At 69.4% G+C, this 25,776-nt stretch carries 26 protein-coding genes; 16 read left to right on the top strand and 10 right to left on the bottom strand.

All coding sequences use genetic code 11. The features are described from left to right. Window positions 1-30 precede the first annotated feature (30 nt). Genes ACWGIC_RS28915 through ACWGIC_RS28905 form a run of 3 tightly spaced genes read left to right on the top strand, consistent with a single transcriptional unit; the run spans window position 31 to window position 1,847 of the window. A complete protein-coding gene (locus ACWGIC_RS28915; RefSeq protein ID WP_452079076.1) occupies window positions 31-852 on the top strand; it encodes a TrmH family RNA methyltransferase in 822 nt (273 codons plus the stop codon). A 32-nt stretch (window positions 853-884) separates the two neighbouring features. Beyond that, entirely contained in the window at window positions 885-1,475 is a 591-nt protein-coding gene (locus ACWGIC_RS28910; RefSeq protein WP_452079075.1) for a DUF2537 domain-containing protein, read from the top strand. An 18-nt stretch (window positions 1,476-1,493) separates the two neighbouring features. Beyond that, window positions 1,494-1,847: an MmcQ/YjbR family DNA-binding protein gene (locus ACWGIC_RS28905; protein WP_452079074.1), complete on the top strand. Its 354-nt coding sequence runs from the start codon at window positions 1,494-1,496 to the stop codon at window positions 1,845-1,847. Window positions 1,848-1,960: 113 nt separating this feature from the next. Here the strand turns inward: ACWGIC_RS28905 and sepH are convergent, their stop codons facing one another. Both sepH and serC read right to left on the bottom strand, forming a co-directional pair. Next, on the bottom strand, window positions 1,961-2,797 hold the full coding sequence (gene sepH / locus ACWGIC_RS28900) for a septation protein SepH (protein WP_237597388.1): 837 nt from the start codon (window positions 2,795-2,797) through the stop codon (window positions 1,961-1,963). A gap of 258 nt (window positions 2,798-3,055) precedes the next feature. After that, entirely contained in the window at window positions 3,056-4,180 is a 1,125-nt protein-coding gene (serC, locus tag ACWGIC_RS28895; protein ID WP_452079073.1) for a phosphoserine transaminase, read from the bottom strand. 67 nt (window positions 4,181-4,247) lie between these two features. Between serC and ACWGIC_RS28890 the strand changes: the two genes are divergently transcribed. After that, entirely contained in the window at window positions 4,248-5,387 is a 1,140-nt protein-coding gene (locus ACWGIC_RS28890) for a hypothetical protein (protein ID WP_452079072.1), read from the top strand. 1 nt (window position 5,388) lies between these two features. On the opposite strand, the gene ACWGIC_RS28885 is transcribed toward ACWGIC_RS28890, so the two are convergent. From ACWGIC_RS28885 to ACWGIC_RS28865, 5 genes are read right to left on the bottom strand one after another with little or no spacing between them, the layout of a single operon-like run. Beyond that, a complete protein-coding gene (locus tag ACWGIC_RS28885; protein WP_452079071.1) occupies window positions 5,389-6,735 on the bottom strand; it encodes a serine hydrolase domain-containing protein in 1,347 nt (448 codons plus the stop codon). Between the two features lie 23 nt (window positions 6,736-6,758). Then, the gene (locus tag ACWGIC_RS28880; RefSeq protein ID WP_452079070.1) at window positions 6,759-7,382 is read right to left on the bottom strand and encodes a response regulator; all 624 of its coding nucleotides are present in this window, start codon (window positions 7,380-7,382) and stop codon (window positions 6,759-6,761) included. Then, window positions 7,379-8,500 carry a sensor histidine kinase gene (locus ACWGIC_RS28875; protein ID WP_452079089.1) on the bottom strand — a complete coding sequence of 374 codons (1,122 nt, stop codon included), beginning with the start codon at window positions 8,498-8,500 and terminating at the stop codon, window positions 7,379-7,381. The genes ACWGIC_RS28880 and ACWGIC_RS28875 overlap by 4 nt, the downstream gene beginning before the upstream one ends. A 44-nt stretch (window positions 8,501-8,544) precedes the next feature. Next, window positions 8,545-9,360, bottom strand: coding sequence for an ABC transporter permease (locus ACWGIC_RS28870; protein WP_452079069.1), 816 nt, complete (start codon window positions 9,358-9,360; stop codon window positions 8,545-8,547). Beyond that, the gene (locus ACWGIC_RS28865; RefSeq protein ID WP_452079068.1) at window positions 9,357-10,196 is read right to left on the bottom strand and encodes an ABC transporter ATP-binding protein; all 840 of its coding nucleotides are present in this window, start codon (window positions 10,194-10,196) and stop codon (window positions 9,357-9,359) included. Before ACWGIC_RS28865 ends, ACWGIC_RS28870 begins: the two co-directional genes overlap by 4 nt. Before the next feature lie 152 nt (window positions 10,197-10,348). Between ACWGIC_RS28865 and ACWGIC_RS28860 the strand changes: the two genes are divergently transcribed. Both ACWGIC_RS28860 and ACWGIC_RS28855 read left to right on the top strand, forming a co-directional pair. Continuing rightward, window positions 10,349-12,055 (top strand): SDR family oxidoreductase, encoded by a 1,707-nt coding sequence (locus ACWGIC_RS28860; RefSeq protein WP_452079088.1) that lies wholly within the window; start codon window positions 10,349-10,351, stop codon window positions 12,053-12,055. A gap of 14 nt (window positions 12,056-12,069) precedes the next feature. After that, complete coding sequence (locus tag ACWGIC_RS28855; RefSeq protein WP_452079087.1) at window positions 12,070-12,639, top strand: TetR/AcrR family transcriptional regulator; 570 nt, start codon at window positions 12,070-12,072, stop codon at window positions 12,637-12,639. 94 nt (window positions 12,640-12,733) lie between these two features. On the opposite strand, the gene ACWGIC_RS28850 is transcribed toward ACWGIC_RS28855, so the two are convergent. Beyond that, the gene (locus tag ACWGIC_RS28850; protein ID WP_452079067.1) at window positions 12,734-13,873 is read right to left on the bottom strand and encodes a citrate synthase 2; all 1,140 of its coding nucleotides are present in this window, start codon (window positions 13,871-13,873) and stop codon (window positions 12,734-12,736) included. A gap of 295 nt (window positions 13,874-14,168) precedes the next feature. On the opposite strand from ACWGIC_RS28850, the gene ACWGIC_RS28845 reads away from it, so the two are divergent. From ACWGIC_RS28845 to ACWGIC_RS28800, 10 genes are all read left to right on the top strand, one after another. Further along, complete coding sequence (locus tag ACWGIC_RS28845) at window positions 14,169-14,471, top strand: urease subunit gamma (protein ID WP_452079066.1); 303 nt, start codon at window positions 14,169-14,171, stop codon at window positions 14,469-14,471. Between the two features lie 10 nt (window positions 14,472-14,481). Continuing rightward, complete coding sequence (locus tag ACWGIC_RS28840) at window positions 14,482-14,787, top strand: urease subunit beta (RefSeq protein ID WP_452079065.1); 306 nt, start codon at window positions 14,482-14,484, stop codon at window positions 14,785-14,787. Then, window positions 14,787-16,508, top strand: coding sequence for an urease subunit alpha (locus tag ACWGIC_RS28835; RefSeq protein ID WP_452079064.1), 1,722 nt, complete (start codon window positions 14,787-14,789; stop codon window positions 16,506-16,508). Before ACWGIC_RS28840 ends, ACWGIC_RS28835 begins: the two co-directional genes overlap by 1 nt. Next, on the top strand, window positions 16,508-17,194 hold the full coding sequence (locus ACWGIC_RS28830) for an urease accessory protein UreF (RefSeq protein ID WP_452079063.1): 687 nt from the start codon (window positions 16,508-16,510) through the stop codon (window positions 17,192-17,194). Before ACWGIC_RS28835 ends, ACWGIC_RS28830 begins: the two co-directional genes overlap by 1 nt. Beyond that, window positions 17,184-17,885 (top strand): urease accessory protein UreG, encoded by a 702-nt coding sequence (ureG, locus tag ACWGIC_RS28825; RefSeq protein ID WP_452079062.1) that lies wholly within the window; start codon window positions 17,184-17,186, stop codon window positions 17,883-17,885. The genes ACWGIC_RS28830 and ureG overlap by 11 nt, the downstream gene beginning before the upstream one ends. Continuing rightward, window positions 17,882-18,595: an urease accessory protein UreD gene (locus ACWGIC_RS28820; protein ID WP_452079061.1), complete on the top strand. Its 714-nt coding sequence runs from the start codon at window positions 17,882-17,884 to the stop codon at window positions 18,593-18,595. The genes ureG and ACWGIC_RS28820 overlap by 4 nt, the downstream gene beginning before the upstream one ends. 140 nt (window positions 18,596-18,735) lie before the next feature. Next, a complete protein-coding gene (pdxH, locus tag ACWGIC_RS28815) occupies window positions 18,736-19,401 on the top strand; it encodes a pyridoxamine 5'-phosphate oxidase (protein ID WP_452079060.1) in 666 nt (221 codons plus the stop codon). A 523-nt stretch (window positions 19,402-19,924) separates the two neighbouring features. Further along, window positions 19,925-21,220, top strand: a complete 1,296-nt coding sequence (locus ACWGIC_RS28810; protein ID WP_452079059.1) for an MFS transporter — start codon at window positions 19,925-19,927, stop codon at window positions 21,218-21,220. Between the two features lie 36 nt (window positions 21,221-21,256). Beyond that, entirely contained in the window at window positions 21,257-21,811 is a 555-nt protein-coding gene (locus ACWGIC_RS28805) for a DUF3558 family protein (RefSeq protein ID WP_452079058.1), read from the top strand. A 45-nt stretch (window positions 21,812-21,856) separates the two neighbouring features. Then, complete coding sequence (locus ACWGIC_RS28800) at window positions 21,857-23,230, top strand: APC family permease (RefSeq protein ID WP_452079057.1); 1,374 nt, start codon at window positions 21,857-21,859, stop codon at window positions 23,228-23,230. On the opposite strand, the gene ACWGIC_RS28795 is transcribed toward ACWGIC_RS28800, so the two are convergent. After that, on the bottom strand, window positions 23,190-24,818 hold the full coding sequence (locus ACWGIC_RS28795) for a thiamine pyrophosphate-binding protein (RefSeq protein WP_452079056.1): 1,629 nt from the start codon (window positions 24,816-24,818) through the stop codon (window positions 23,190-23,192). The two genes, ACWGIC_RS28800 and ACWGIC_RS28795, sit on opposite strands and share 41 nt — an antisense overlap. Continuing rightward, window positions 24,815-25,612: a cyclase family protein gene (locus ACWGIC_RS28790; RefSeq protein ID WP_452079055.1), complete on the bottom strand. Its 798-nt coding sequence runs from the start codon at window positions 25,610-25,612 to the stop codon at window positions 24,815-24,817. Before ACWGIC_RS28790 ends, ACWGIC_RS28795 begins: the two co-directional genes overlap by 4 nt. Window positions 25,613-25,776 lie beyond the last annotated feature (164 nt).

The raw sequence follows: 25,776 nt of genomic DNA, 5'->3' as shown, positions 1-25,776 counted from the left end.
CGGGTTCGAGCGGGTGCGAGACTGTCCGATGTGGCTCAACTGATCTTCACCGAGGACCGGGCGCATCCGGGCCTCGACGACTTCCGCGACCTGTCCACAGCGGACCGTCGCCCGGACCGCCCCGGCGGGCGCGGGCTGGTGATCGCCGAAGGAACCGTCGTGGTCGGACGGCTGCTCGCCTCGCGTTATCCAGTACGAGCGCTGCTCGGAGTGGAGAGACGGCTGCGGGAATTGGAAGACGAACTCGCCGTTGTTGACGTGCCCGCATATGTGACGTCGGCGGAGACGATGGCCGAGGTCGTCGGATTCCACCTCAATCGCGGCGTGCTCGCGGTCGCGGACCGCCCGGAACCGCCGACGGTTTCTCAAATCGTGGACAGCGCACAGGTTCTCGCGGTGCTCGAAGGCGTCGGCGATCACGAGAACCTCGGCGCGCTGTTCCGCAACGCGGCCGCGCTGGGCGTCGGCGGGGTATTGCTCGGTCCAGGTTGTTCGGATCCGCTTTACCGGCGCAGCGTGCGCGTTTCGATGGGGCATGTGCTGCGCGTCCCGTTCGCGACTTTCGACAGCTGGCCCGGCGGCCTGGATGTGCTGCGGGCGCGGGGTTTCACCGTCGCCGCGCTCACGCCGCGCGCGGATTCCGTGCCGCTGCGCGGATTGCGCGAGAAGGTGCCGGGCCCGATCGCGTTGCTGCTCGGCGCGGAAGGGCCGGGGCTGACCGACGAGGCGATCGAGGCCGCGGACGTCGCGGTCCGCGTGGAGATGATGCCCGGCGTCGACTCGCTGAACGTCGCCACGGCCGCGGCGATCGCGTTCCACGAAGTCTCGGCAGGGGCCGCACCACTAGAGTGACCCCCGGCACGTTTCTTGCGGGGAGGGGCACCATGGAGCTGCGGATCCGCGGCGAGCAGGCGGTGCTGGCCGGACCGGGCGGCGAGCACGCGCGGGAGGTCGACCCGCGCCGGCTCGCGATCGGAGCCGACCTGGCCCAGGCGCTGCACGAATGGGCGCGCGTGGCGTCGGCGGTGGCGAGGTCCGAGTCGGACGCCGACGTCGCCGGTTCGGTCGTGTCGCAGCGCGGCCGTCAGCTCGCCGCGCGGCTGGCCGCGGTGATGGGCACCGAGGTGCGCTTTGTCGACCCGGTGACGGGAGTGGAGACGGTGGTCGAACCGCCGCCGCGGCCGGATCAGCCAGCGCGGGCCAGGACCCCGGACGAGCCGACGCCCTGGCTGACCGGGCTCACCGTGTCGGCTTTCGCGGCCGCCGTGGTGATCGTGGCGATGCTCGCGTTGGCCGGGACGCTCGCTCGCGAGACGAGCACGTGGCTGGCGCTGATCGCGTCGCTGGTGGTCACCGGCGGCGTCGCGCCCTCGCTGTGGCTGGGCCGGAAGGTGCCGATCCTGCGCTGGGCGGTGTACGGCGCGGGCGGCGGGCTGGTGCTCGCGTGGATCGGCGTGCTGGCCACGGTGTTCTGACTCGCGGATACTGGCCCGATGGCCCCGCTCGACACCCTGCGTGCGCTTTGCCTCGCCCTGCCCGAAGCCACCGAACGGCTCAGCCACGGCGAACCGACCTGGTTCGTCCGCGGGCGCAAGACGTTCGTGATGTTCGCCGACCGGCACCACGACGACAAGCTCGCGTTCTGGTGTCCCGCGCCGCCGGGTGTGCAGGAGGAACTGGTGCGCACCGAACCGGAGCGGTTCTTCCGGCCGCCCTACGTCGGCGTGCACGGCTGGCTCGGCGTCCGGCTCGACGTGGACGTCGACTGGACCGAAGTGGACCAGATCGTGCGCGAGGCGTATCGGCACGTCGCGCCGAAAAAACTGGCCGCCCTGCTGGACGCGTGACCCCTGCCGCGCCCGCCCCAATGCCACATTGGGTGCATGCGACGCACCCAATGTGGCATTCGGTGCGTCAGATGCACCCAATGCCACATTGGGGCGCTTGAAGCGAGCGTGATCTAGCCGCGCTGGGTGCGGACCCCGAGCAGCACGTCCTCCCAGGACGGCACGATCGGATGGTTCTTCTTCGCCTTCGTGCGCGGCTGCTCGGCGTCGTCTCCGTCGGACTCGCCGGGGACGCGCGGGATCTCGCGCGTCTCGTCGTCGCCCTCGTCCGGACCCTCGATGGCGCGCGGCTCCTCGACGGCGTCGAGGGTCGGCTGCACCACCGAATCGCGCGCGGGAGCCAGCGCACGCACGGTGCGCGGGGCGACGTACGAGTTCGGGTTCAGCAGGACCTCGGCGTTCTCGTCGAGCGCGTGCACCGTGCCGCCGTGCGCGCCGGGCGAGAACGACCAGTGCGCACGGTTGTCGGAGCGGCCGGCTTTCCAGCGCAGCACGACGACCCACTTGCCGTCGTCGCCGCGCCAGGCGTCCCAGGTGGCCTGGTTGTAGTCGTGGCCGCGGACGCCGAAGGCGTAGGCGATGACCTCGCCGAGAGTCTGGACGTCGGGCCCGTCCTCGCGGACCGGGTGCGCCGACTGTGCGAGTTCCGCCGTGCGGGACCGTTCGAGAAGGACCGGGTAGGCGAAGCGCTCCACCCGCTGCGTCGAGACGCCCGCGCTGCTCGCGACCTGCTCGACGGACTCGCCCGCGCGGATTCGCGCCTGGATCTCGCGTGGCCGCATCTGGCTCTCCAACTCGATCTCGATCTGGCCCAGCCGGGCTATGTCCCCCCTCGCCGCCGCACGCAGTCTCTCGTCGGCCGGGAGCAGGAAGCGGGTACGGCTCGCCGGGTCCTCCAGCACGAGGGACTTCCCGTCCTCGTGCAGCCCGACCACCCGCAACGCCCGCATTTCTCGCCTCCCCGGTGTTCACCTTTGTGGGTGCCCACGTTAGAACGGCGCGTCGGCTTGACGTGCGAGGCGCGCCGACGCCTCACCCATCCGAACTCAATCCGACGGCCCTTTCCGGTTATTTTCGCGGTGACACTGAACAGTCGTGGCCGTGACACGCCGACCACGGTGTGTCACGAACGAGTGGTCGTGAACGCACACCGCCCCGCGAGCCGGGCGGCTGGCGGGGCGGTATGGGCGTTTCGGCTCGTTTTCGCGTCAGCCGAGCCGTTCCACGACGTATTCGATGCTCTGGGTGAGCTTCGTGACGTCGTCCGGGTCGATCGCCGGGAACAGGCCGACGCGCAGCTGGTTGCGGCCCAGCTTCCGGTACGGCTCGGTGTCGACGATCCCGTTGGCGCGCAACGCCTTCGCGACCGCGGCGGCGTCGACCTCGTCGGCGAAGTCCACCGTGCCGACGACCTGCGAGCGCAGCTCCGGGTCCGCCACGAACGGCGTGGTGTAGGAGGTTTTCTCGGCCCATTCGTACAGCCGGGTCGAGGATTCCTTGGTGCGCGAGGTGGTCCAGTCCAGCCCGCCCTGCCCGTTCATCCACTCGATCTGCTCGGCGAGCAGGAAAAGCGTGGAGACGGCGGGGGTGTTGTAGGTCTGGTCCTTGCGCGAGTTGTCGAGCGCCGTGGTGAGCGACAGGAATTCGGGGATCCAGCGGTCGCCGCCGCCGATCTCGCCGATCCGCTCGATCGCGGCGGGCGAGGCGAGCGCGATCCACAGCCCGCCGTCGGACGCGAAGGACTTCTGCGGCGCGAAGTAGTAGACGTCGAAGTCCTCGGCCTTGACCGGGAGACCGCCGGCTCCGGACGTCGCGTCGATCGCGACCAGCGCGCCGTCGCTGCCTTCCGGACGCCGCACCGGAACCGCGACGCCGGTGGAGGTCTCGTTGTGCGCCCAGCCGACGAGGTCCGCACCCTGCTGGTAAGCGATCTCCGGCGCGCTGCCCGGGTCGGCCTTCACCACGATCGACTCGCCGAGGAACGGCGCCTTGTTCGTGACGGTGGCGAACTTCGAGGAGAATTCGCCGTAGGTGAAGTGCTGGGCGCGCTCGCGCACGAGGCCGAACGCGGCGGCGTCCCAGAACGCGGTCGTCCCGCCGTTGCCGAGGATGACCTCGTAGCCGTCCGGGAGCGAGAACAGCTCGGACAGCCCGGCGCGCACCCGGCCGACGAGCGACTTGACCGGCTTCTGCCGGTGCGAGGTGCCGAGGTAGGTGGAACCGGACCGGGCGAGGGCGGCGAGCTGCTCTTCGCGGACCTTCGAGGGTCCGCAGCCGAAGCGGCCGTCGGCCGGCTTGAGGTCTGCTGGGATCGTCAACTCAGCGTCGGTCATGTGCTTAGTCTCTCAGGTCGGGACAACGCAGGTAACGGCGGTTGGCGGGTGTCCGACATGTGGAATCGTGACGGAAACGCACGGTTACCGGCCGCGCTGGGGATGGTTTGCGCTCTTCGCCTTGACGGTGTTGGTGCACCCGTGGGACTCGACTGCGCTGATCGGCCTTCCCATCGGGGCGGCCGCGACCTTGCTGATGGTTTTCGTACCGTGGCGACGCGCGTGGTTCCGCCGGCGAGTGGTCCCTGCTGCGCTGTTCGCTCTCTCCGTGGCGTTCGCCGGGTTCGTCGCCACCGGGTTCTTCGTCGAGCCGCCGAATCCCGACGAGGTCGGTTCAGCCGTTTTCGCGGCCGTGCTCGCCGCCGGGTTTCTCGCCGGGGCGCTGTGGTGGTGGCGGCCGTGGAGCCGGGTGCCGCCGAAAGGATCAGTGCGCGAGGTCCGCGCCGTGCTCGACGGGGACACCACTCAGTGGGACCACGGTCAGGAGCCGCCGAGCCTGCTGCGCGTCACGGTCCGTCCGCGCGGCTACCTCACCCTGCTCGACTGCCCGCCGGAGCAGGCGCGCGAACTTCGTCGGACGGGACGGTTGCGGCTAGACGAGCCGGACGCCCGAGGCCGGGTCACGGCGGAGATCGGCGGGGTGGCGACGCCGGGGCTCTTCACGACCGACCCGGCGGGCTTGCCGCGGCGGCGGTTGTCGCTGCGGAGGTTGCGCTGGCAGGCCGCCGTCGCCGTGCCCGCCGCGGTGCTGGCGGTGGCGATCGCGGTGGGCGGCGTGGTCGCGGCGTTCTGGTTCCTCGGCGGCTCCGGGTGGCCGGTGCTGATTCCCGCGCTGGTCTGGGGCGGAGTAGCGGTGGCCTGGGCCCGGCAGACCCGCGAAACCTGGCGGTCCGGACGAGGACCGCTCACCGCGGTCTGGGCAGCGCTGCCGGACCGGCACGTCTGGCCCGGCACGGTGGTGACCGGCTGGCTCGTGGTCGAACCCGGCTGGCCGGGGCGGTTCGGCATCGAGCGCTGCCCGCCGGAGATCGCTGCCGAGCTGATCGAGCACCGGCGGCTGTGGGTGTTCGGATCGCCGGAGATGGGCGACGTCTTGGTGGGCCTGCCCGGCCAGGACCTCTACGCGAAAGCGTGGGTGTCCCCGACCGGACGGCCCGTCGACCTTGACCCCGAAGAAGAGCCCGGCGTCAAGGTCGACGCGGGATGACTCAGCGCCACCCGGCCTCGTCCAGCCCGCCCGGGATCGGCGCGGCCGGGTCGTAAGGCGTGCGGCTGAAGATGAACGTGGCGAGGTTCAGGTGGTTCGCCGTCCCGTTCGCATCGCGGCCGACGGTGAGCGTTTCGCCCGCGTAGTAGCCGTCCAGGCCGATCCACGTGTCCGGGCCCTCGGGACGGAACCGCGACGCCCGCCCGGCGCCGACGGCCGGGTTCAGCGAGATCAGGCCGTCGCCCTGCACGCGCAGGAAGTACGGCGACGGGCCCCAGTGCCACAGCCCGGTCAGCGCGAGCAGGTCCGGGTCCACAGTGGACGGGAACCATTCGTCGGGCAGCGCGGGTTCGAGGTCGTCGGTGGTGGTGAGCAGGTCGAGGCACAGCTGCGTGATGCCGACGCCTCCGGTGGAGTTCGCGAGGCACAGCGCGCCGGTGCCGCTGCGCGGGTCGACCAGGGTCGCGGCGAGGAAGCCGGGCATCGAACCGGTGTGCCCGGCCAGATGCCTGCCCTGGTAGCGCACGACCATCAGGCCGAGGCCGAACCCGGTCGACCACACCTCGGTGTCGTCGACGGTGTTCATCGTGCGCATTTCGTCGACGGTGTCGGCGGACAGCACGTCGCCGGTGTGGCCGCCGAGGAACGACGTCCAGCGGCCGAGGTCGGTGATGGTGGACCAGAGCTGGCCGGCCGGGGCCATCGCGCCGGCGTCCGGCCACTTCTCGGGCATGAGCACGTCGGCGAACGGGTGCACGGCGAATCCCTCGGCGTGCGCGCCTTCCGGGTGCGGGGTCGTGCGGTTCATGCCCAGCGGGGTCAGGATTTCGTCGCGCACGACGTCGAACCACGGCCGTTCGCGGTGTCGCGCGACCAGTTCGCCGAGGACGCCGTAGCCGACGTTCGAGTAGTGGAACTTGAAGCCCGGACGCAGCTTCGTCGCGCCCTTTTCCAGGCTCGCGACGAGCGCCGCCCAGTCCGCGCCGGGGGCGCGCTCCCACCACTGGCCGGGCGATTCCGACGTGAGGCCGGAGGTGTGCGACAGCAGCTGCGCGATGGTGACCGAGCCGAACGCGGTGCCCGGCAGGTGCCGCTCCAGCGGGTCGGTGAGGTCGAGTTTGCCCTCGTCGCGCAGCCGCATGACCGCGGTCGCGATCATCGTTTTGGTGATCGATCCCAGCCGGTACTGCGTGTCGTCGTCCGGGCGCTGGTCGCCGACGCGGCCGCGGGCTCCGGACCAGACGACCTCGCCGCCTCGTACGACAGCGGCGACGAGGGACGGGGCGCGGCTGACGGACTGCTCCTGCGCGAGCCGTCGGTACAGGGCGAGATCGGTGGAGTCGAGCATGTCCGTCATTCTGCCCGGGCGGTTCAGCCGAGCAGCTGCCGGTCCAGCGCCGTCGTCACCGCCGCCGTGCGGTCGGAAACGCCGAGCTTCGAGAACACCCGCAGCAGGTGCGTTTTCACCGTGGCCTCGCCGATGTGCAGCTCGCGGCCGATTTCGGCGTTGGTGTGGCCCTTCGCGACCAGCCGCAGCACTTCCACCTCGCGCGCGGACAGCGGCGACACCGGTTCCGGGTTCCGCATCCGGTGCACGAGCTTGCCCGCGACCGACGGCGCCAGCACGGTCTCGCCGCGGTGTGCGGCCCGGATCGCGCCGGCCAATTCGGTGCGCGACGCGTCTTTCAGCAGATACCCCGACGCGCCTGCCTCGACCGCGCGCAGGATGTCGGCGTCGGTTTCGTAGGTGGTGAGCACGACGATCCGGCGCGCGGGTGTCTCCTTGAGGATCGCGTGGATCGCGCCGACGCCGTCGAGGCCCGGCATGCGCAGATCCATCAGGACGACATCGGGCTGTTTCACGCGGTCGAGAGCCACCGCTTCGTCGCCGGAGCCGGCTTCGCCGACCACCGTGAGGTCGTCCTCGGCTTCGAGCATGCCGCGCAGTCCTTCGCGCACCACGGGATGGTCGTCGACGAGCATGATCGTGATCACGCGGGCACCTCCAGTTCCAGTTCGGTGCCGCCGTTCTCGCCGGTTCGCACTTCCAGGGTGCCGCCTACCTGCTCGGCCCGCGAACGCATGCCGCGCAACCCGAATCCGGTTCCGCTGGCGTCCGGGGCGAAGCCGCACCCGTTGTCCTCCACTCGCAACCGTATCGCTCCGTCCACAGCGGACAGCCGGACGCGGACGAGGGTCGCGCCTGAATGCTTGCGTACGTTCGACAAAGCCTCTTGCGCCGCGCGCAGCAGCACCACTTCGACCGCGGTTGGCAGCGACGGCAGTGCGTCGTCCACTTCGCACTGAACCGGAACGCTGGTCTCCTCGGCGAGCCGATCTGCCTGACGGCGTACGGCTTCCGGCAAAGAGCCAGTGGCCAAATCGGACGGGGTGAGCGCGGCGACCATCGCCCGGGCTTCGGCGAGGTTTTCCCTCGCGGTGCGTCCGGCGAGCGCGAGGTGTTTGCGCACTGTGGACAGATCAGTGTCCAGTTCGGACTCGATCGCCTGGGTCAGTGTGATGATGCTGGTGAACCCCTGAGCGAGTGTGTCGTGGATTTCGCGGGCCAGCCGTTCGCGTTCGGCCGCGGTGCCCGCTTCCCTCGACAGCCGGGCGACCTCGGCCTGGCTGGATTCCAGTTCGCGGATCAGCTCGGCGCGGGCGCGGCTCTGCCTCAGCACGTCGCTGGTGAACTTCCCGGCCAGCACGCTGAACACGATGAGGATCGCGGTCATCGGCAGCAGGATCGACAGCAGGGTATGGCTCCAGCCGCTGGTGAGCACGGCCGAAACGGGTTCGAGCAGGATCAGCAGCGTGGTCAAGGCGACCGCGGGCCGCAGCTCCAGCAGCATGAAGATCAACGGGGCCGCGAGAAACAGGATGAAACTCGACGTGATGTTCGAGAGCATCGCGGTCCCGGTGAGCAGCGTCAGTGCTACCGCGGCGACGACAGCGGCGGTCTCGTTGCCTTCGCGGTGCACGAGCCGCCTGCCCGCCGCGAGATAGCCGAGCGCCATCACCCCCATCGCGACCTCGGACACGACTCGGCCGGACCACGGCCCGTCGTCGAAGAACACCAGGAGGGCGGTCGCCACGTAGGCGACCGCGAACATCACCTCCCAGGCCCAGTACGACCGTTCCCAGGCGTCGGGCTGGTTCACTTCGCTTCGTTCGTCCACCGGAACGTCACCCTCGCGAGCACCAGGCCCACCACGCACCACACCGCCAGCACCAGCGCCACCTTCGGAAGTTCCCATGCCCCTGCCATTTCCTGGGTCGCGGCCTCCGGCGGAAGGAACACCGAGCGGAAGCCCTGGCAGATCCATTTCAGCGGGAAGAACGACGCGACGTCGACCATGATCCTCGGCAGGTTCGTGATCGGCGTGACGAACACCCCGGAAATGAACTGCAGCACCAAGTACACCAGCTGCACCAGCGCCACCGTGCCGTTCGCGGTGCGGGTGGCCGAGCTGATCGCGATGCCCAGCAGCGTCGACGAGACGATTCCGAGCAGCAGCACCCAGAGCAGGGTCAGCCACTTCGCCGGGTCGGACGGCAGTTCGAGGCGGAACAGCAGCATCGCCACCGCGGCCATCAGGACGGTCTGCGACACGCTGGTTACCGCGACCATCACCATTTTGCCGGCGAAATAGGCCGCCGCGGGCATCGGCGTGCCGCGCAATCGTTTCAGCGCACCGATTTCCCGGTCCGCGGCCATGCCGATGCCGACACTGTTGAACGACGTCGACACGATGCCCGAGCCGATCATCCCGGCGGCGAGCAGCTGCCCGGACGACACCCCGTGCTGTCCCGTCGGGCCGTCGAGGATGGAGCCGAGCAGGATCATCAGCACCGCGGGCAGCGAGAAGGTGAACACCACCTGCTCGCGGTTGCGGAAGAACTGCCGCAGCTCGAGCGCGCCGCGGGCGAGGCCGAGGCGGAACGTCCCCGGCAGGGCCGTTGTGGTGGTCACGATTTCTCCCCGATCAGGTCGAGATAGACGTCTTCCAAGCTGGGGCGCGTCACCGTGAGGCCGGCGAGTTCCCCGCGGTCGGCGGCGAGCTGCGAGACGAGTTTCGTCGGGAACTGCGTGCGTTCCTCGTGACTGCCGCGTTCGTCGTGCCACCGCACGACCGCCTCGGCGCGTTCGCGGCCGCCGAGCGTCGCCGGCGTCCCCTCCGCGACGACCGAACCGCGCGCGATCACCGCGAGCCGGTCGGCCAGCGCTTCGACCTCGTCGAGATAGTGCGTCGTCAGCAGGATCGTGGTGCCCTCGTGGGCGAGCCCGTCGATGAGCGCCCAGAACTGCCGCCGCGCCTCCGGGTCGAAACCGGTGGTGGGCTCGTCGAGGAAAAGCAGTTCCGGCCTGCCGATGATCCCGAGCGCGACATCCACGCGGCGGCGTTGCCCGCCGGACAGCGACTTCACCCGCGCGCCCGCCTTCGCGGTGAGGCCGACCTGGTCGATCACCTCTTCCGGATCCCGCGGGTTCGGGTAGTACTTCGCGAAATGCCGCACGGTCTCCGCGACGGTCAGTTCCGCCGCGTCGGTGGCCGTCTGCAACACGATGCCGAGGCGGGCGCGCCACGCGCGTCCCGCGGTGCCCGGGTCCTCGCCGAGGACAGTGGCTTCCCCCGCCGTCCGCTTCCGGTGCCCCTCCAGGATCTCGACGGTGGTCGTTTTGCCCGCGCCGTTGGGCCCGAGCAGGGCGAATACCTCGCCGTCGGGGATGTCGAGATCGATCCCGGCCACGGCGACGTGGCCCGGGTACTCCTTGCGCAGTCCGCGCACCCGCACTGCTGTGCTCATGCCGTTCAGCGTGCGCCGGGGAGCGTGGTTCGCGGAACGTCCGGGCAGTGGAATCCGGCTGTCCGTCGAACGGTGGACACGCTGGTTTCCCGTGGAACCACGCGGCTCGCTGTTGACAAGTTGTCTAACATGACAAGATGTCTCACAAGCAGGTGACTGCCAGCGACGGAGTCCGCCTTTCGGTCCGGGTGAGCGGCAACCCGGACGGGCCCACGGTCGTGCTCGTGCACGGGTACCCGGACAACAGCTCGATGTGGGACGGCGTCGCCGAGGAGCTGCGCCGCGAGCACCGCGTGGTCGTCTACGACGTGCGCGGCGCGGGAGAATCCGACAAACCGCGAGCACGCCGGGCGTACCGGCTGGACCAGCTCGCCGACGACCTCGCCGCGGTGGTCGACGAGGTGCAGCCGTTCGGCAAGGTCCACCTCGTCGCGCACGACTGGGGTTCGATCCAGGCGTGGCACGCGGTCACCGGCGACCGGCTGCGCGGCCGGATCGCTTCGTACACCTCGCTTTCCGGGCCCAGCCTCGATCACGCCGGGGCCTGGTTCCGTGCCCAGCTGACCCGGCCGACGCCGCGTCGTCTCGGGCACGCGCTGAAGCAGTTCCTGCACTCGTATTACATCGTCGCGTTCCAGGTGCCGGTGATCCCGGAACTGTTGTGGCGCAGCGGAATCATGCGCACGATGATCCGGAAGCTGGAGCCCGCCGAATCGTCGCCCAAGACGTCGGACGGGGTGCACGGCCTGAAGCTGTACCGGGCGAACATGGGGCCGCGGCTTTCCCGGCCGCGTCCGCGTCCGGCGGAAATCCCGGTGCAGGTGCTCGCGCCGACCGGCGATTCGTACGTCACCGCGCCGCTGCAGACCGAGGTCGAGCGCTGGGTGCCGGATCTGCACGTCCGGCGAGTGGTCGGCTCGCACTGGATCACCCGGACGAAACCCGCGGTGGTCGCTTCCGCGGCGGCTGAGCTGATCGCTTCGGTGGAAACCGGCGAAGAAACCCGGGCGTTGCGCCGTGCGCGGGTCGGCGGCGGCAGCGGTCGCTTCGCACATCACCTGGTGGTCGTGACCGGTGCGGGCAGCGGGATCGGCCGGGAGACTGCGCTGGCGTTCGCGGCCGAGGGCGCGGACGTGGTGGTCAGCGACATCAACGGCGATTCGGCCGCGGAGACCGCGAAACTGGTGCGGGAGCGCGGGGTCGACGCCGGTGAGTACACAGTGGACTCTTCGGACGGCGAGGCGGTCGCCCGGTTCGCCGCGCAGGTGCGCGACGAGTTCGGCGTGCCGGACATCGTGGTGAACAACGCCGGGATCGGCATGTCCGGCCCGTTCCTCGACACGACGATCGAGGACTGGGAGAAGGTCGTGGACGTCAACCTGTGGGGCGTGATCCACGGGTGCCGCGCGTTCGCACCGATGATGAAAGAACGCGCCGAGGGCGGGCAGATCGTGAACCTCGCGTCTGCCGCGGCGTATCTGCCGTCCAAGATTCTCACCGCTTACGGCACTACGAAGGCGGCCGTGCTCGCGTTGAGCAATGGCTTGCGCGCGGAACTGGCTTCTGAGGGGATCGGAGTTACGGCGGTCTGTCCCGGATTGGTGAACACCAACATCACCAAGAACACCAAGTTCGTCGGAGTGGACGAGGTCGAGGAGAAGCGGCGGCAGAAAGAATCGTCGAAGCTCTACGCCCGGCGCAATTTCGGTCCGGAACGAGTAGCCCGGGACATCCTGCGCGCGGTGGAGAAGAACGTCGCGATCCAGCCGTCCACTCCGGAAGCGAAGGTCGCGCTGGTCCTTTCGCGGCTGACGCCGGGTTTGCTGCGTGCGGCGGCGAAACTGGACGTCACGCCGTGAGCCGTCCGCGCCGGATGACCGCACAGGCCCGGCGGGACGACCTGATCGCGGCGGCGCTGGATCTGTTCGGCACCCGCGCCCCGGAATTGGTCACGGTGGACGACATCGTGGCGCGCGCCGAGGTGTCGCGGCCGTTGTTCTACCGGTATTTCCCGAGCCTGCGGGAACTGCAAATGCAGGCGTTGCGAACGGTCACCGACGGTTTGGTCGACCGGCTCGCGACGCTGGAAGAAGGCCCGCCGGAAGAACGGCTGCGCGCGGCCGTGCGCGGTCTCGTCGATGTCGCCGCGCATTACCGCGAGGGTTACGTCGCGTTGCTGCGCAGCGGTTCGGTCATCGCCACTTCGGAGACGGACGCGGCGATCGACGAGGTCCGCAACCGTGCCGTCGAGCTGATCCTGGAAGCGCTGGCGATTCCCGAGCCGTCGCCGTTGGTGCTGCTGACCCTGCGCTGCTGGACCGCGGTGGTCGAGGGCGCTTTGTTGTCGTGGCTTCAAGAAGGCACCGTTCCGCGGGAAACCCTGGACGGCTGGCTGGTCGACCAGCTCACCGCGATGCTCGCCGCCACCGACGCCTGGGCTTGAAGCGCCCCAATGCCACATTGGGTGCATGCGATGCACCCAATGTGGCATTGGGTGCATCTGACGCACCCAATGCCACATTGGGGCGCTCGCGGCCTCAGATCTGGGTGACGAGCTTCCAGCCCTCGACCTCGGACGGCGTGCGCGGGCCGGGGCCGACGTACTTCGCCGAGGGACGGACCAGGCGTCCGGTCTGCTTCTGCTCCAGAATGTGCGCCGCCCAGCCGGCGGTGCGCGCGGAGGAGAACATCGCCGGCATCATGTGCGGCGGCACCTTCGCGAAGTCCAGGATCACCGCGGCCCAGAACTCGACGTTCGTTTCGATCGGGTGGTCCGGACGGCGTTCGCGCAGCTCGGCCAGCGCGGCCTGCTCCAGCGCGGCGGCCACCTCGTAGCGTTCGGCTCCCAGTTCCTTGCAGGTGCGGCGCAGCACGCGGGCCCGCGGGTCCTCCGCGCGGTACACGCGGTGGCCGAAGCCCATCAGCCGCTCCTTGCGGTCGAGGATGCCCTTGACCAGCGCGCGGGCGTCACCCGTGCGCTCGACCTCCTCGATCATCGGCAGCACGCGCGCCGGGGCGCCGCCGTGCAGCGGGCCGGACATCGCGCCGATCGCGCCGGACAGCGACGCCGCGACGTCCGCCCCGGTGGAGGCGATGATGCGCGCGGTGAAGGTGGAGGCGTTGAGGCCGTGCTCGGCGGCGGAAACCCAGTACGCGTCGACCGCCTTGACGTGCGCCGGGTCCGGCTCGCCGCGCCAGCGGATCATGAACCGCTCGGTGATCGACTTCGCCTCGTCGACCCGCGACTGCGGCACCGCGGGCTGGCCGATGCCGCGCGCGGACTGCGCGACGTAGGACAGCGCCATCACCGAAGCGCGGGCCAGCTGGTCGCGCGCCTCCTCGTCGGTGATGTCGAGCAGCGGACGGTAGCCCCAGATCGGGGCGAGCATGGCGAGCGCGGCCTGGACGTCGACCCGGACGTCGCCGGTGTGCACCGGAAGCGGGAACGGCTCGGCGGGAGGGAGCCCGGTCCCGAACCGGCCGTCGACCAGGAGGCCCCATACGTCGCCGAAGGTCACCTTCCCGGCGAGGTCCTCGATGTCGACGCCGCGGTAGCGCAGTGCACCGCCGTCCCGGTCGGGTTCGGCGATTTCGGTTCGAAACGCGACGATGCCCTCAAGGCCAGGCCGGAACCCGTCGTCGGCTTCGTTGGTCTTGCTGATCGTGGAGGTAGTCACTCTTCGCGAACCCTTTCGATGCGCATTTCCCCGGCTGTGTTGTGCACGCGCGGACGGGATACACGCTGGCTCCTTGCGCGCCTCATCGCACGGTGGGACAAACCATGCTCCCTTTGCCCGGCTGGGGCAACGGAAGATGTCGTGGTTTCGGTCACGATTACGAGAACGATTCAGCCCAGGTGGGCCCGCTACGCCACTTTCTCCCGTCCAGGCAGGTGGCCGGGACCCGGACCGGCAGGTAAACAGTGCGTTTCCGAATCAGGCGGAGTCCGGCGTCGGCTGGTAGACCTTTGCCATGCACCTGAGCCCGCAGGAACGCGACAAACTGCTGGTCCACGTCGCGGCGGACGTTGCTCGCAAACGGCTCGAACGCGGTGTCCGGCTCAATTACCCCGAAGCCGTCGCGCTCATCACCGACTACGTCCTGGAGGGCGCCCGCGACGGCCGCACGGTCAGTGCACTGGCGGCAGGCGGGCGCACCGTGCTTTCCCGCGCGCAAGTACTGGACGGGGTCCCGGAAATGCTGGAGTCCGTGCAGGTCGAAGCGACCTTTCCGGACGGCACGAAGCTCGTCACGGTGCACGAACCGATCGGTTGAGGAGGAATTCTTGCGGCCAGGCGAGATCATTCCCGGCGACGGCCCGGTGCCGCTGAATCCGGGCCGGGCCCGGGTGCGGCTGCGCGTGCGCAACCTCGGCGACCGGCCGGTCCAGGTCGGTTCGCACTATCACTTCGCCGCGGCCAACCCCGGACTGGAGTTCGACCGCGAAGCCGCCCGCGGGCACCGGCTCGACGTGCCGGCCGGGACCTCGGTGCGCTTCGAACCGGGCATCGACCGCGAGGTCGACCTGGTCCCGCTCAGCGGAGACCGGCGGGTGCCGGGGCTGCGCACCGAATACGCCGGGGAGTTCTGATGCCGGAGATCGACCGCGCCCGCTACGCCGAACTGTTCGGGCCGACCGCGGGCGACCGGATCCGGCTCGCCGACACCGACCTGCTGATCGAGGTGACCGAGGACCGGTCGATGGGCCCCGGCGGCAGCGGCGACGAGGTGCTGTTCGGCGGCGGGAAGGTGATCCGCGAGTCGATGGGCCAGGGCATGGCCACCCGAGCCGAGGGCGCGCCGGATCTGGTCATCACCGGTGCGGTGATCCTCGACCACTGGGGCGTGGTCAAGGCTGACGTCGGCGTCCGGGACGGGCGCGTCGTCGGCATCGGGAAGGCGGGCAATCCGGACACTATGGACGGTGTCGACCCCGCGCTGGTGATCGGGCCGTCCACGGAAGTGCTGGCGGGCAACGGGAAGATCCTCACCGCGGGCGGCATCGACTGTCACGTGCACTTCGTCTGCCCGCAGCTGGTCGACACCGCGCTCGCGGCCGGGCTGACCACTTTGGTCGGCGGCGGCACCGGGCCGAACGAGGGCACCAAGGCGACCACGGTGACGCCCGGCGCCTGGAACCTCGGCCGGATGCTGTCCGCAATGGACGGTCAGCCGGTGAACGTGTTGCTGCTGGGAAAGGGAAACACCGTCCGGCACGAGGCGTTGCGGGAGCAGCTGGCCGCTGGGGCCGGCGGGTTCAAGCTGCACGAGGACTGGGGTTCGACGCCGGCCGCGATCGACGCCTGCCTCACCGTCGCCGACGAATCCGGCGTGCAGGTCGCGATCCACACCGACACCCTGAACGAGGCCGGTTTCCTGGAGTCCACTGTGGAGGCGATCGGCGGCCGGTCGATCAACGCCTACCACACCGAGGGGGCGGGCGGCGGGCACGCGCCGGACATCATCGAGGTCTCCGGAATGGCGAACTTCCTTCCGTCGTCGACGAATCCGACCCGGCCGCACACTGTCAACACCCTCGACGAGCACCTGGACATGCTGATGGTGTGCCACCATCTGAACCCGTCGGTGCCCGAGGACCTCGCGTTCGCCGAAAGCCGCATCCGGCCGAGCACGATCGCCGCCGAGGACGTGCTGCACGACCTCGGCGCGATCTCGATGATGAGTTCCGATTCGCAGGCGATGGGGCGGATCGGCGAGGTGATCATCCGGACCTGGCAGACCGCGCACGTGATGAAAGGCCGTCGCGGCGCGCTTCCCGGCGACGGTGCCGCGGACAATCTGCGCGCCCGTCGTTACGTCGCGAAGTACACGATCAACCCGGCGATCGCGCACGGAATGGACGCTGAGATCGGGTCGGTCGAGGTCGGCAAACTCGCCGATCTTGTGTTGTGGGAGCCGAAGTTCTTCGGCATTCGCCCGCATGTGGTGTTGAAAGGCGGTTTCCCGGCATGGGCGGCGATGGGAGACGCGAACGCTTCGATCCCCACGCCGCAGCCGGTGCTCGCGCGGCCGATGTTCGGCACCGCGCCTGCGGTGGCGGCCGCCTCCAGCCTGCATTTCGTGGCCCCGGAAGCGCTGGATTCCGGTTTGCCTGAACGATTCCGCCTTTCCCGGCCGTTGGTCGCGGTCGCCAACACCCGCCGCCGGACGAAAGCGGACATGGTGCTGAACGACGCGACACCGGAGGTGCGGGTGGATCCGGACAGCTTCGCGGTGCGGGTGGACGGGGAGCTGATCGAACCGCATCCGGTGGCCGAATTGCCCATGGCACAAAGGTATTTCCTGTTCTGATGGATCCGGTCGCGCTCATTCTCGCCGACTCCCGGTTCCCGGGCGGCGGGCACGTGCATTCCGGCGGCTTCGAGGAGATAGCCGCACGGGGACTGGTGCGGTCCGAACGCGACTTGCCGGGGTTCCTTTTTGGACGGTTGCGTACCGCGGGCTTGCTCGCCGCTGCCTTCGCCGCGGCCTCAGCGCACGCCGCCGCCCGAGCCGTCGAGAGCGGCCATTGGCGGCGGCTGGATCAGGAACTCGACGCCCGCACGCCGTCGCTCGCGCAACGGGAAGCATCGCGGGCGCAAGGCCGGGGCACCGCGCGAGCCGGACGGGTGGCGTGGCCGTCCCCAGCGCTGTCCCAGTTGCTCGCCGAAACGCCGCGCCCGCACCACCCGATCATCAGCGGCGCGCTGGTCGGCATCGGCGGCGGCAGCCCGTTCGACGCGGCCATCGCGGTGGCTTACCTCGCGGTGAGCGGTCCGGCGAGCGCGGCGGTACGCCTGCTCGGGCTGGACCCGTTCGCGGTGAACGCGGTAGTCGCGCGGCTTGCCGGTCCGTTGCGCGAGGTGAGTGGCCAAGCCGCCGAAACCGCCGGAGCCGATCCGGCCGATTTGCCAGCCCCAGCGTCGCCGGCGCTGGATCTGTTCGCCGAGGAACACGCTCGGCATCATCAGGAAGAGGTGCGTCTCTTTGCCAGCTGAACACGGTCACGGGCATTTCCACGCGGTCAACTTCGACCCGACCGCCGCCGAACCGGATCACTACGACGCCGCGCCGACCGCCGGGCGGGCGTACCGCATCGGCATCGGCGGCCCGGTCGGCAGCGGCAAGACCGCACTCACCGCCGCGCTGTGCCGCGCGCTGGGCGGAGAGCTGAACCTGGCCGTGGTCACCAACGACATCTATACGACCGAGGACGCGGACTTCCTGCGCCGGGCGGGCGTCCTCGACCCGGAGCGGATCGAGGCGGTGCAGACCGGGGCCTGCCCGCACACCGCGATCCGCGACGACATCACCGCGAACCTCGACGCGGTGGAACGGCTGGAGGAGAAGTTCCCCGGGCTGGAACTGGTCATCGTGGAAAGCGGCGGCGACAACCTGACCGCGGTGTTCAGCCGGGGACTGGCCGACAGCCAGATCTTCGTGGTCGACGTCGCGGGCGGCGACAAGGTGCCGCGCAAGGGCGGCCCCGGCGTGACGACGGCCGACCTGCTGGTGATCAACAAAACGGACCTCGCCCCGCTGGTCGGGGCCGACCTGACCGTGATGACCTCGGACGCCCACCACATGCGGGGCGACCTGCCGGTGTTCACCCAGTCCCTAGTGGACACTCCGGACGCCCCGGCGGTGGCGGGCTGGGTGCGCTCGCTGGTGCCGGTCCGGCAGGGGTGAAGGCACACGCCCGCCTGACGGTGGCTCTCGACGGCGGACGGACCGCGCTGCGCGAACTGAAGTCGATGGCACCGCTGACGCTCGTCCCGCGTCGCCAGCGCGGGCCGGGCGCGGTGGTGCATCTGGTCAACTCGGCGACGGCTCCGCTCGGCGGCGATGAGCTGCGGCTGGAGATCCACGTCGGGGCTGGTGCGGAGCTGAAGCTGTCGGGCGTCGCGGCGACCCTCGCGTTGCCTGGTCTGCGCGAGGTGCCCAGTTTGTCCACTGTGGAGGTCGTCGTCGAGGACGGCGGTTCTTTCGAGTACCTGCCGGAGCCGACCGTCGTCACCGCCCGCGCCGAGCACGTTGCGGTGCTGCGTGCCGACCTGGCTGCCGACGCCCGGTTCCGCACCCGGGAAGTGCTCGTTCTCGGCCGGGAGGGCGAACGTCCAGGCCAGTTGTCGTCCACAGTGCACGTGACTCGCGGAGGCGTCCCGGCGCTGCGGCAGACGCAAACCGTCGGCGACACGGCCCTGGACGCGAGCCTCGCGGTACTGGCCGGACAGCGGGTGCTGGTGACGGAGATCGAGTTCGGCGGTTTGGGCGGGCCAGCGGAATCCGGCCCGTGGTGGTCGCGGACGCCGCTGGCCGCGGGCGGGACGCTGATCACCGCGCTGGCCCCGGACGTCGTGACCGCCTCGGCTCTGGATCGATCATGGACCAGCAGGTGAACACCGGATTGCGGACCGGTGGCGGGCCGGGCGTGGCAGGAGTCACCGTTCGGTGGGTTTCGCCGGGACCGGCGACCCAATACCGTCGCTGGATAGCCGTGATTCGACACCCTCACCAGGGGTAACGGAGGTTGGGCCGGATGACACCGGAGATCGACGAGGCGGTCGTGCGGCTGCCTGGGATGCGGGTGGCTTACAACAGCGCGCCGTTTGACGAGACGGCGCTCGCGGCCACTTGGCATGAGCAGCTGGAAAACTGGCTGAGCCAGGCAGTGTCCGAAGCACTCGCGGAGCCCAACGCGATGGTGCTCGCGACCGCTGACGCCGACGGCAGGCCGTCTTCGCGCACGGTGCTGTGCAAGGGCTTCGACGAACGCGGAGTGGTTTTCTACACGAACTACACGTCGGCGAAAAGCCACGACCTCACCGCCACTCGCTACGCCTCGGCCACCTTCCCCTGGTACCCGCTGCACCGCCAGGTGACGGTCCGCGGCGAGGTCGAGAAGGTCAGCGCGGACGAGACGGCCGCCTACTGGGCCCAGCGTCCGCGCGGTTCGCAGCTGGGAGCGTGGGCGTCGCCGCAGTCGCGAGTGGTCGAGGGACGGCGCGCGCTGGACAACGCCCTGCGCAACATCGAACGCCGCTTCGCCGACGTCGAGCAGATCCCCGCCCCGCCGCACTGGGGCGGCTGGCGGATCCGGCCGGACTTCGTCGAGTTCTGGCAGGGCCGCGAGGACCGCCTGCACGACCGCCTCCGCTTCCACCGCACCCACGACGGCTGGAACGTGGAGCGGCTGGCTCCCTGATCTTCGGTTGTTCTCGGACGCCGTCCCTGGGCTTTGGCCTGGGGGCGGCGTTTCGTTTCGCCGGGCCGCGCCGGGTTGGGCTGGGCCGAGGGCGGTGGGGCGACCCCAATGTGGCATTGGGTGCATCTGACGCACCGAACGCCACATTGGGTGCGTGGGACGCACCCAATGTGGCATTGGGGTGCTTGCTGCGCGGGGAAGGCGAGGGGGCCGATGGGCTCCGGCTGAGGCAGGGGGCGCTGTACTGAGCGGTTCGGCGAATGCGGCGCTTGTTGCGTGGGATGCACCGAACGCCACATTGGGTGCATCTGACGCACCCAATGTGGCATTGGGGCGCTCTGAGCTGTCCGCCAGCCCGATCCCGGTCGTGGCTCGGCCAGTCCGTCCGGGCCCGGTTGTCGCTCAGCCAAGTCCAGTGCTGGTTATCGCTCAGCTGGCCTCTGGCCCGCCAGCGAACCATCCCGCCGGTCTGCGGGGAAAATCACCTGCGCCAGCTTCGTTAGCACAACTAAGCTGATAGCTCGTGACTTCAGAACCGGGGATACGCCCGCCCCGCAGCGGGGCTCGCAAGCTCCTCGGCCGCATCGTCGTCGACACTCGTCCGCTCAAGATCCCGGCGTTTCGGCGGCTGTGGATGTCCACCGCGGTCACCGCGGTCGGGTCGCAGCTCACCGCGGTCGCGGTGCCCAAGCAGGTTTTCGATATCACCGGATCGTCCGGTTACGTCGGATTGACCGGTGCGGTCGCGCTCGTCCCGCTGCTGGTGTTCGGGCTGTGGGGCGGGGCGATCGCCGACGCGGTGGACCGGCGGAAGCTGCTGCTGGTCACCAACGTCGGCGTCGCGGTCACCTCCGCGCTGCTGTGGCTCCAGGCGTTCCTCGGGATGAATTCGGTGTGGCTCGTGCTCGGGCTGCTCGCCGTGAACCAGGCGTTTTTCGCGATCAACATGCCCACTCGCGGCGCGGTGGTCGCGCGGCTGGTGCCTGCTTCGCTCCTGCCGTCGGCGAACGCGCTCAACACCACGATGGCTACGTTCGGCGCGGTGTTCGGGCCGCTGTTCGGCGGGGCGCTGATCCCGGTGATCGGACTGTCCACTTTGTACTTGGTGGACGTCTGCGCACTGGCGATCACGCTCATCGCGGTGTGGCGGCTGCCCTCGATCCCGCCGCTCGGCGAGGGGAAGCGCACGGCAGGGATCGGCTCGGTCATCGACGGATTCCGTTATCTGGCTCAGCAAAAAGTGCTGCTGGCGTCGTTCGTCGTGGACATTATCGCGATGGTCGCCGGCATGCCGCGCGCGTTGATCCCGGAGATGGCCGAGCGGACGTTCGGCGACCCGCCCGGCGGCGGTCCGGCGCTCGGCATGCTTTACGCCGCGCTGCCCGCGGGCGCGATGCTGATCGGGTTGTTCTCCGGCTGGCTGCACCGGGTGCAGCGGCAGGGCGCGGCGGTCGTCATCGCGATCTGCTGCTGGGGCGCGGCGATGGCGGCGTTCGGGCTCGCGCATTCGCTGTGGCTGGCCGTGATCTTCATGGCGCTCGGCGGTGCGGCGGACATGGTCAGCTCGGTGTACCGGCAGGCGATCCTGCAGACCGCGACCACTGACGAGATGCGCGGACGGCTCCAGGGCGTGTTCACCGTGGTCGTCGCGGGCGGGCCGCGGATCGCCGACCTCACGCACGGCTGGTCCGCGGCGACGTGGGGGACCAGGGTCGCGGCGACCGGCGGCGGGCTGCTGGTGATCGTGCTGGTGGTGGCTTCGCTGGCCGTGCTGCCCGGGTTCTGGCGGTATCGGGCGCCGCTCGAAGAGGGCCACTGACACTCGTGTTACTCCAATCGGAATAGCATGCCCGATATGCGTGCATATCCGATCGCTTTGCTGATCTCCGCCGCCGCTGTTCTGACCGCCTGCTCGTCCGGTGAGCAGAAGGCCGCCGCGCCGCCCTCGTCCAAGGCTCCGGTGCCCTCCTCGTCCGCGCCCGCCGCGAAGGCAGCGGACCCCTGCTCCTTGCTGCCGTCCGACGACGTCAGCAAGGCGATCAAGATCCCGAGCGTCACCTCGAAGGCCGGGCCCGCCCACGACAACCCGAGCAACGGCGGCAAGGCCACGAGCTGCGAATACGTCGTCGAAGGCAAGACCGCCGGCGCGCTCGCGGTGACCCGCTACGAGGGGCGCAAGGCCAAGCCCGCCGACATGATCGCCGCGATCAAGAAGGCCAAGCCGGGCGCGGTCGACGTGCCGGGCTTCCCGGACGGCGCCGTTTTCTACACCGACGAGCAGAAGACCGCCACGCTCGCCGCGGCCAAGGTGTCCAACGGGGTTCCGGTGCTGGTCAACTACACCGGACCGGTCAAGATGACCAAGGAAATGATGACCCCGCTCGTGCACACAGCGGTCGCCAAGGCCTGACCACCGGCTTTCCGTACGGGGCCGGACAAGGCACACTAACCGCCCATGACGGACGTGAGCGAGGGCACATCCAAGGTCGCCGAGCCGGCGCTGCTGCGGGTGATGGGCCCCAAACTGCTGCTGTTCTTCGTGGTCGGCGACATCATCGGCACCGGCGTGTACGCACTGACCGGGCAGGTCGCCGGACGCGTCGGCGGCGCGTTGTGGCTGCCGTTCCTGCTGGCGTTCGTGGTCGCGTTCATGACCGCGTTCAGCTATCTCGAACTGGTCGGCAAATACCCGCGCGCGGCCGGTGCGGCGCTGTACACGAACAAGGCGTTCGGGGTGCCGTTCCTGACCTTCATGGTCGCGTTCGCGGTGATGTGTTCCGGGATCACCTCCGCGTCGTCGGCCGCGGTGGCGTTCGGCGCGACGTATCTCGCGGCGTTCGTGAAGCTGCCGACGGTGCTGGTGGGCATCGCGTTCGTGATCCTGCTGGCGTTGATCAATTTCCGGGGCGTCGGCGAATCGGTGAAGGCCAACGTGGTCCTCACCTGCATTGAGCTGTCCGGATTGCTGATCATCATCGGCGTCGGCGTGTGGGCGGTGCTCAACGGGGACGGCGAACCGTCCCGGCTGATCGAGATCGACACCGCGGACAAGACGTGGCTCGTCGCCATCTCCTCGGCGACGTCGCTGGCGTTCTTCGCGATGGTGGGCTTCGAGGACTCGGTGAACATGGCCGAGGAATGCCATGACCCGGTGCGGATTTTCCCGCGCGCGATGCTGTGGGGCATGGTCATCGCCGCGACGATCTACATCCTGGTCTCGGTGACGTCGTCCCTGCTCGTCCCGGCCGCGGAGCTGGCCGGGGCGAAGAGCGACGCGCTGCTGAAGGTGCTCGATGTCGGCGCGCCGGGGTTCCCGCGCGAAATCTTCTCCGCTATCGGCCTGTTCGCGGTCATCAATTCCGCCTTGATCAACATGCTGATGGCCAGCCGGTTGCTCTACGGTCTCGCGAACGAACGCGTCCTGCCGCCGGTGTTCGGCCGCGTGCACCCGACTCGCCGGACGCCGTGGGTGTCGGTCATCTTCACCAGCGTCATCGCCATCGGTCTGGTGTCCTTTGTGGACATCAGTGCGCTCGGCGGCACTACCGCGCTGCTGTTGCTCGTGGTGTTCGCCGTCGTCAATATCGCGCTTCTGGTGCTGCGCAAGGACAAAGTGCCGCACAAGCATTTCCGCGCACCGACGGTAGTCCCGGTGCTGGCCGCGGTGTTCTGCCTGTACCTGGTGAGCCCGCTGTCCGGCCGCCCGGCGCAGGATTACCGGGTGGCCGGCATCCTGCTCGCCGTCGGCATCCTGTTGTGGGTGGTGAACCTCCTGGTGAAGCGGGCGCTCAGTGGTGCGTCATCGCGGCCTGAAGCCACCAAGCGCTGAACCCGGCGATTTTCGCGTCGACCACCAGCGGACGGTCGAGTCCGGCGGACACCCGCGTCGCCACCTCGTCGAGATCTTCCTTGGCGCGGACTGTGACCGCGTCGCAGCCGTAACCGCGGGCGATGGCGGCGATGTCGGTGTCCGGGAAGGTCACCGTGTCGGCCGGATGGCCGCCGGGCTCGAAGAAATACACCTCGGCACCGTAGGCGTGGTCGTTGTAAACCACGATCAGCATCGGCAGCTTCAGTCGTACGACGGTTTCCAGTTCGGCGATGCTCATCAGGAAACCGCCGTCGCCGCACGCCGCGACCGGGAAGCGGTCCGGCTGGGCGAGTGCCGCGCCGATCGCGGTGGCCAGCCCGAGGCCGATCGACTGGAACGCCTGGGTGAAGCAAAAGCCGTTCTCGTCGGGGACGTCGAGGTACATCGTGGGGTAGCCCATGAAGTTACCCGAATCGACGCCGACGACCCGGTTGGCCGGAATGAGGTCGTCCAGCGCGGCGGACAGCGTGCGCGGGTCGATGACGTCGGCTGTTCCGGCGTCCTCGTATTCGTTGTCGTGCCAGCGGATTTCCGCGGCGATCCGAGCCTTGAGCTGATCGCTGCGGTATCCACTGTGGACGTCGATGAGTGCGGCCACCGCTAGAGCGGTACCGGCGACGTCGCCAACGATGCCGAGGTCGACCGGCCGGTTCCGGCCCAGTGCGGCGGATTCCAGATCGACCTGCACGAGAGTTGTTTCCGGCGAGAGCAACCGGCCGTGCGCGGTGGTCCAGTCGTTGAGCGCGGAACCCCAGCCGACTACGACGTCCGCGCCTTGGATGAGTTCGGTCGTCAACGGAGACGAAAATCCGCCGGACACCCCGATCGCCCACGGCTCGCCAGTGAACAGTCCTTTCGCGACCGCGCCCTCGGCGAGCAGTGCGCCGCAGCGGTCGGCCAGCGCGACCAGTTCGGTCCGGGCGGATCGAGAACCGCGTCCACAAAGGAATACCGGACGCTGCGCGCTTTGCAGGATTGAAGCGAGCGCTTGTACGTCCGCCTCGGCGGCGCGCGGTTGCGGCAGTGGCTCGATGGCGGTCAGCTCGTCGAGAAGGCCTTCGTCGAACGAGTCCGCCTGCACGTCCAGGGGGAGTCGCAAAAGGACAGTCCGCCGGTCGCGTCGGGCTTGGGTGAACGCGCGTCGTACATCGGACAGCGCGGTTTTCGCTGACCGAACCAGGATGCTGCTCGCTCCGACAGACCGGGCGAGCGCGTCCTGGTCGATGTGAAAGTTCGACAGTGGATCGGTCGCCTCGCCGGTCACGATCACCAGCGGAGTCCGGCTCTTCGCTGCCTCTCCGATCCCGGTAGTCGCGTTGCCCAGTCCGCAGCCTTGATGCACCGACACCACCGCGACCTCGCCGCTGCATCGCGCGTAGGCGTCGGCCATCGTGGTCGCGCCGCCCTCGTGCCGGGCCGCGACGAACTCGGCCCCGCCCTGAATCAAGCCGTTGGTGAAGTGGAAGTTCCCGCTCCCCACCACGCCGAACGCCTTGCGGACGCCGAAGCGGGCCAACGCGATCCCGGCGGCTTGCGCGACGTTCACGACTGGTCTCCCGGCGTCACCGCGAGCACCCGCGCCGGACTGCCGGTCCCGCCGACGATCGGCAGCGGGCAGACGACAACGAGCGCACCGGTCGGCGGCAGCGAGCCGAGATTCTGCAATGAGGTGATGCCGTACTTGTCCGCGCCGAGCAGGTGGTGGTGCGCGGGCATCGGCGGGTCGAGCGCGAAGCCGTTCCCGGCGTCGATGCCGACGGTTTCCACGCCATACCCGGCGATCGGCGTTTCTTCGGCGAGCCATTTCGCTGCGGCGGCGGAGATTCCGGGAGTGTGGCTTGCCCCGTCGGAGAAATTGAGGAACGCGTCGCGGTCTTGCGCGTACTGGTCCCATCCGGAGTGCACGAGCAGCCAGCCGCCTGAGCGCAACGGCCCGTGCTCGGCTTCCCAGGCCCGGATGTCGTCGATCTCCAAGAGGAAATCCGGATCGTCGGCGACGCGCGCGGAGACGTCGAGGACGTGCGCTGGCCCGATCAGCCTGCCGACCGGCAGTTCCGAAACGTCGGCGCCGTCGCGGTTGGAGATCCAGTGCCGCGGTGCGTCGAGGTGGGTGCCGATGTGCTCGCCGGTGTGGATGTTGTTGTGCCGCCACAGCGGTCCGGAATCGTCGAACTCGCTGACCGGTTCGAGGCTGAAGTCGATCAGGTTCGCGAACGGTTCGGGCAGCTGCAGGGTCGGCGTGGTGGCGCTGAGCTTGTTGGTGAGGTCGACGACCTGGAGCCGGCCCTGCGCCAGCTGGGTCAGGAGCTGGTCGACCGCGGTTTCGGCGGGGATGCTCATCGGTGCGTCCTCTCGGTCGCGGGGCGCGCTATTGCGGATCCTTGACGGTCGTTGACAGCGCGGAAGGCCCTATCTACAGTACCGGTTTCAGCAGCACTGACGGAATAGCTGCCAGAGATCAGTCAGGGTGAACGCGGAGTCTCGACCAGGGCGTCCAGCGGAGC

The sequence above is a fragment of the Amycolatopsis sp. NPDC054798 genome (genome assembly GCF_053611505.1).
This window is presented reverse-complemented; position numbering and strand designations above follow the sequence as displayed.

Coding starts and splice junctions, on each gene's coding strand:
- ACWGIC_RS28910 (WP_452079075.1), top strand. CDS start 885: ATGGAGCTGCGGATCCGCGGCGAGCAGGCGGTGCTGGCCGGACCGGGC.
- ACWGIC_RS28905 (WP_452079074.1), top strand. CDS start 1,494: ATGGCCCCGCTCGACACCCTGCGTGCGCTTTGCCTCGCCCTGCCCGAA.
- sepH (WP_237597388.1), bottom strand. CDS start 2,797: ATGCGGGCGTTGCGGGTGGTCGGGCTGCACGAGGACGGGAAGTCCCTC.
- serC (WP_452079073.1), bottom strand. CDS start 4,180: ATGACCGACGCTGAGTTGACGATCCCAGCAGACCTCAAGCCGGCCGAC.
- ACWGIC_RS28885 (WP_452079071.1), bottom strand. CDS start 6,735: ATGCTCGACTCCACCGATCTCGCCCTGTACCGACGGCTCGCGCAGGAG.
- ACWGIC_RS28875 (WP_452079089.1), bottom strand. CDS start 8,500: ATGTTCGCGGTCGCCTACGTGGCGACCGCCCTCCTGGTGTTCTTCGAC.
- ACWGIC_RS28865 (WP_452079068.1), bottom strand. CDS start 10,196: ATGAGCACAGCAGTGCGGGTGCGCGGACTGCGCAAGGAGTACCCGGGC.
- ACWGIC_RS28855 (WP_452079087.1), top strand. CDS start 12,070: ATGACCGCACAGGCCCGGCGGGACGACCTGATCGCGGCGGCGCTGGAT.
- ACWGIC_RS28845 (WP_452079066.1), top strand. CDS start 14,169: ATGCACCTGAGCCCGCAGGAACGCGACAAACTGCTGGTCCACGTCGCG.
- ACWGIC_RS28835 (WP_452079064.1), top strand. CDS start 14,787: ATGCCGGAGATCGACCGCGCCCGCTACGCCGAACTGTTCGGGCCGACC.
- ACWGIC_RS28830 (WP_452079063.1), top strand. CDS start 16,508: ATGGATCCGGTCGCGCTCATTCTCGCCGACTCCCGGTTCCCGGGCGGC.
- pdxH (WP_452079060.1), top strand. CDS start 18,736: ATGACACCGGAGATCGACGAGGCGGTCGTGCGGCTGCCTGGGATGCGG.
- ACWGIC_RS28805 (WP_452079058.1), top strand. CDS start 21,257: ATGCGTGCATATCCGATCGCTTTGCTGATCTCCGCCGCCGCTGTTCTG.
- ACWGIC_RS28800 (WP_452079057.1), top strand. CDS start 21,857: ATGACGGACGTGAGCGAGGGCACATCCAAGGTCGCCGAGCCGGCGCTG.
- ACWGIC_RS28790 (WP_452079055.1), bottom strand. CDS start 25,612: ATGAGCATCCCCGCCGAAACCGCGGTCGACCAGCTCCTGACCCAGCTG.